This window comes from Calothrix sp. CBUCES-K 9914 (genome assembly GCF_059640475.1).
Genome location: NZ_JBXXZH010000416.1, coordinates 1 through 5,240, shown reverse-complemented (window position 1 = coordinate 5,240; position 5,240 = coordinate 1). Strand labels below are relative to the sequence as shown.

Below are 5,240 nucleotides of genomic sequence, written 5' to 3'. Positions count from 1 at the left end.
GAATGATTGTTTTTTTTGGACGTTTAATAAGAAGTTGGAAGTTGGCAAACAATTAATATGGTGCTTTCAACCTATACGTGGGTGGTTTATTTATAAAATGCCTGCAATAGCAAAGATTATTGAATTAGAAACTGAACAAGAAACTGAACGTAAAGTCACTTGGGAAGTAACTATTCTTCCGGGTTTTTATGCGCGTCACACATACTATATGCAAGACTTGGGAAATGGACGCACTCGGTTCGGTTCTTGGGAAAAAGCTACTGGATGGAGTTTTAAACTTATGAAATGGTTTTGGGTTCCTCACTTTATATTTGTTAAAAACTGTTCGCTTCAAGGCGCCTCTAAGTTAGAACAAATATATACACAATATGGCTTACTAGTTTTGCACTAGTTCTTGAATTGCATTAACAATATCATCTGGCGTCACAGGTTTGGGAAGATGAGCTTGGAAGCCGGCGGCTATTGCGGCTTTTTTGTCTCCATCACCTGCATATGCTGTTAAAGCAATAGCTGGAGTTGCACCTCCTTCTTCATATGGCAGTTTACGAATAGAACGAATTAAACTGTAACCATCTTGCTCTGGCATTCCAATGTCGCTAACTAATACCATCGGTTTCACCTTTTTTATCACTTCAAGCGCCCGTTGTGCTGACTCAACTGCTACTATTTCGGCGCCTGATGCTTCTAATGCAAAAACTAAAAACTCGCGCGAGTCTGTATCATCATCTACAACTAATACTGTTATACCGGAAAGGGCTAAGTTTTGAGTGCTGAGTGCTGAGTGCTGAGTGCTGAGTGCTGAGTACCTTTCTTCTGACTCAGCACTCAGCAATTTTAACTCAGCACTCCCTACTAAAGGTATGCGAACCGTGAATGTGGCGCCTTTACCTTCTCCGGAACTATGTGCTGAAACGTTTCCACCATGAAGTTCTACGAGATGCCGTACTATTGCTAGTCCTAACCCTAAACCTCCATACCTCCGCGTTGATGAACCATCTGCCTGACGAAATGAGTCAAATACATATGGCAAAAAGTCACTCTTTATACCCATACCTGTGTCTTTAACGGTTATTTGAGCAAAGGTGGAATAGTTAGGAGTTAGGAGTGAGGAGTGAGGAGTTAGGAGTGAGGAGTTGGAGATGATATCTGGTTGCTGTTGCTCAACTCGTTCGAGTATTACTTCTACTTTTCCTGTGTTTGGTGTAAATTTTATCGCGTTTGATAGTAGGTTCCAAACGATTTGCTGTAAGCGGTTGGGGTCGCCAAGAACTTCAAATTTTGGATTTTCCTGCGGACATGAATGGATTTTGGATTTTAGATTATCACTGCCTAATCCATTCATCTGCGAAGCAAAATCCAAAATCGAAAATCTAAAATCGATTGATTTTGCTTGCGCTGCGAGACGCATCGTATCGATTGCTGCTTCAATTGCGGGTACTAAGTTTGTTTTTAGAGGTTTTAAACTTAATTTACCGCGAATGATACGCGATACATCAAGTAAGTCTTCGATTAGTTGAGTTTGTAATTTGGCGTTGCGTTCGATGGTTTCTAACGCGCGTTCTGAAGTTGCGGCATCTACGGAACGGCCTCGTAATATTTTAGACCACCCTAAAATAGCGTTGAGGGGCGAGCGCAGTTCGTGGGAAAGTACGGCTAAAAACTCGTCTTTGATGCGGTTAAGTTCTTCTAGCTCTTCTTTTTGCTCGCGCAGTTTCATCTCCGCGCGTTTAATAACAGTAATATCACGAGCAACACTAAGTATAGTTTCGATTGAACCATCAGTTCCGTACTCAGGAACCATTCGCACATCGAGGTAACGTGTACCGTTTTTATAAGGATATTCTAATTCAAAAAACCGCCCTTCCTGCTGAGTTAGTACGGTTTGCATTTCTTCAACCCACTGAGTATAAACAAATTCTGGAATTAGATTTTGTTCGTAGGGAGTTTTGTTGAGTAAATTTTCTAGTGGGAAATCTGTAATTTGAGAAATTGCAGGGCTGATATACAGAGTACGAAAATTCGTATCGAAGCGGATAATAATATCGGGTGAATTTTCTACGAGCGCCCGAAATTCTTGTTCACGACGGTATAATTCGGTTTCGGCTTTTTTACGGGCTTTTATTTCTTCGCACTGTCGCAAGGCACGTTGTATCGATGGCACTAACCTGTCGAGACGCTGTTTCAGGACATAATCTGTGGCGCCGCTTTTGAGCGTTTCGATAGCAACTTCTTCACCCATCGTTGCCGTCACAAAAATAAACGGCACTTCAGGACATAGCTGCTGCGCTATTTCTAAAGCGGCGATACCATTGAACCCAGGTATGGAATAATCAGAAAGTATCAGGTCATAACAGGACGAACACAGTTTAGCTTTAAACTCCTCACCTGTTTGTACCTGAATTAGTTCGCAGGTAATGCCTCCCTCGGCGAGTATCGCTTGGATTAATTCTGTATCTAACAGGCTATCTTCAAGCAAGAGAAACACTAGCTGTGACATATCATCTTAACTCCTATCTAATTCCTTGAGCATTACTACGCGCGGGAGGTATTGAACCTGGAGGTGGTTCATTTATTATTGCCCAAAATAATCCTAGCCCTTTAATAACATCCACAAATTCGTGAAAGTCAATAGGCTTAACTACATAGGCATTTGTCCCTAGTTCATAACAGCGCGCTAGGTCATGTTCCTCGCGCGAACTTGTCAAAACTACTACTGGAACAGTCCGGAGCAAGTTGTTTGCTTTCAGTTCTGACAATACCTCAATTCCATCTACTTTCGGTAACTTTAAGTCGAGTAGAACTACTACCGGGTTGCCCTCACGGCGCAAGCGGTACATACCTCTACGGTATAAATAATCTAAGGCTTCCTCACCATCCCGAACGACGACAACCTCGTTACCGAGATGATTTTCAGCCAGCGAAGTCAGGATTAACTCTACATCATTAATGCTGTCTTCGACCAGGAGTATGCGCTTTAATTCCATTGACCTTTCTTTAATCTCCACTCCTGACCTCTTCTAATGGTTGCAATATCTCACTGTTCTTCGGTAAAGAAAAGTAAAATGTTGCCCCAATATCAAGTTCGCCAATAGCCCAAACACGCCCACCGTGACGGTGAATAATACGTTGCACGTTTGCTAGTCCAACTCCAGTACCTTCAAATTGAGGGTCTGTATGTAGGCGTTGAAATACACCAAATAATTTATGTATATAACGCATGTCAAAACCAATTCCGTTATCTTTGACGTAGAATACTACTTCTTGAGTACTCATTGCTAAGTTTTGAGTGCTGGGTGCTGAGTGCTGAGTGCTGAGTGCTAAGTTTTGAGTGCTGAGTGCTGAGTGCTGAGTGCTGAGTAGGCAGTAAGGAGTTGGAGGAGTATTTTGTTTTTTTAGTCTCTCTTCTTCCTTAGTTCCTGGTTGCTTACTCAGCACTAAGCACTCAGCACTTTCCACTTCTTTTTCAGCACTTTCTACTTCTTTTAGGGTGCCAATTGTAACGGATGCCACTTCACGAGTTTTGCTATATTTTAAAGCGTTTTCGATCAAATTCCGCAAAACTAGGCGCAGCATTGATGGGTCGCCTTGTACCTGGGGAAGAGTTTCTACATACCATATTACCTGGCGATTTTTTATTACATCGTGGGAGTCTCGCTTCACTTCTTCCACGAGTAAATTCATATCTAATGTTGTATAGCGAATTTCCGCGCGTCCCATGCGTGAAAATGCTAATAAGTCATCAATTAGTTTACCAGCTTGGGCTGTTGCGTCAACTACTGTATTGATATATCGTTTGCTGGTAGAGTCTATTTCTTGTTTTTCTAAGCGTTTTTTTAACAAGTCAATAAACCCTGCTATATGACGTAAAGGCGCCCGTAGATCATGAGATACTGAGTAAGAGAATGATTCTAATTCTTTATTTGCGGCTTCAAGTTGAGCGGTGCGCTGTTTTACCCGTTCTTCGAGGGTTTCGTTGAGGTGCCGCACTTCAGCATCGGCACGTTTTCTATCAGTAATATTTAAGATAAACGCTACTGATTGGCTGCGGTCTTCACCATGAAGTATATAGCCTATTAATACATCAACGCGCGTTCCATCTTTACGAATGTATTGCTTTTCGTAAGGAGTGCAACTTCCGCGCGCTAATGCTTCTGTAATACCTGCTTCGTCTAAAGGTAAATATTCAGGTGGTGTAATATCAACCCAGCTAACTCGAAGAGCTTCTAAATCTTCGCGCGTATAACCAATAATATCTAAGAAGGCATCGTTTGCTTGGAAGACACCACCTTTAGTGTCACCGTATAACATACCTATAACATCAGATTCGGCAAATAAGCGTAGCCTTTCTTCGCTTTGCCGTAAAGCTTCTTCTGTTTTTTTACGTTCGGTAATATCATGGGCTACAGCATACATTAACCCAGCTTCAATATCAGGTACTGAGTTCCACACTAACCATTTATACTCACCGTTTTTACAACGATAGCGGTTCTCGAATTTTAGTGTTGTGGTGCCACTTTTTAAATTTTCGAGTTCGCGTAAAGTTGGGGCAATATCATCTCTGTGAATGAAATCTAAAAATGGAGTGGAGAGTAATTCTGTTTCGCTATAACCAAGTGTATTTACAAAAGCAGGGTTTATACGTTTGAAATAACCATCAAAACCAGCAATACTTAGTAAATCTATCGAGACATTAAAGAATTTATCACGTTCTGCTTCCGCGCGCTTTCTTTGAGAATTATCTAATACAAATGTTACTGTTGCTTGCTCTTCGACTAATCTATAACCAATAATTACAGGAATACGCGAACCGTCTTTACGAATATACTCTTTTTCATAGGTCGTACAAACACCCTTTGTTATTGCTTCGACAATACCCGCTTCATCTACAGGCAAATATTCTTTTGGTGTTAAATTGTGCCAGTTCAGTGTTTTATTATCAACATCTTCTCTTGTATACCCTATCATCTTCAAAAAGGCGTTGTTTGCTTCGTAAATTTCACCTTGGAAATTTGAATAAATAATACCAATTATATCGGAGTCTACAAACAAACGTAGCCGCTGCTCGCTTCGTCGTAATGCTTCTTCTGCTTTTACTTTGTCATCTATATCAGTACATGTACCTAACCATTTTGTAATATTATTCTCTGCATTATGCATTGGTACTGCACGGGCAAGAAAATAACGGAATGTACCATCATGGCGCCGTAAACGGTATTGAACGTCGCGCATAGGGGTTCCAG

Annotated in this window: 4 protein-coding genes; 1 reads left to right on the top strand and 3 read right to left on the bottom strand. The window is 41.2% G+C overall.

What is annotated here, in order from left to right:
- Window positions 1-391 (top strand): SRPBCC family protein (locus tag AC2JBO_RS42845; RefSeq protein WP_496959710.1); only part of this gene is annotated, 391 nt, incomplete at its 5' end.
- On the opposite strand, the gene AC2JBO_RS42840 is transcribed toward AC2JBO_RS42845, so the two are convergent.
- The 3 genes from AC2JBO_RS42840 to AC2JBO_RS42830 all read right to left on the bottom strand — a co-directional run.
- Entirely contained in the window at window positions 377-2,497 is a 2,121-nt protein-coding gene (locus AC2JBO_RS42840) for a hybrid sensor histidine kinase/response regulator (RefSeq protein WP_496959709.1), read from the bottom strand. The genes AC2JBO_RS42845 and AC2JBO_RS42840 overlap by 15 nt on opposite strands.
- Before the next feature lie 13 nt (window positions 2,498-2,510).
- Window positions 2,511-2,984 carry a response regulator gene (locus tag AC2JBO_RS42835; RefSeq protein ID WP_496959708.1) on the bottom strand — a complete coding sequence of 158 codons (474 nt, stop codon included), beginning with the start codon at window positions 2,982-2,984 and terminating at the stop codon, window positions 2,511-2,513.
- A gap of 10 nt (window positions 2,985-2,994) precedes the next feature.
- Window positions 2,995-5,240 (bottom strand): PAS domain-containing sensor histidine kinase (locus AC2JBO_RS42830; RefSeq protein WP_496959707.1); only part of this gene is annotated, 2,246 nt, incomplete at its 5' end.

Bases quoted from the DNA above. Each gene is read 5' to 3' on its own strand.
- AC2JBO_RS42840 (WP_496959709.1), bottom strand. From the start codon at position 2,497: ATGTCACAGCTAGTGTTTCTCTTGCTTGAAGATAGCCTGTTAGATACA.
- AC2JBO_RS42835 (WP_496959708.1), bottom strand. From the start codon at position 2,984: ATGGAATTAAAGCGCATACTCCTGGTCGAAGACAGCATTAATGATGTA.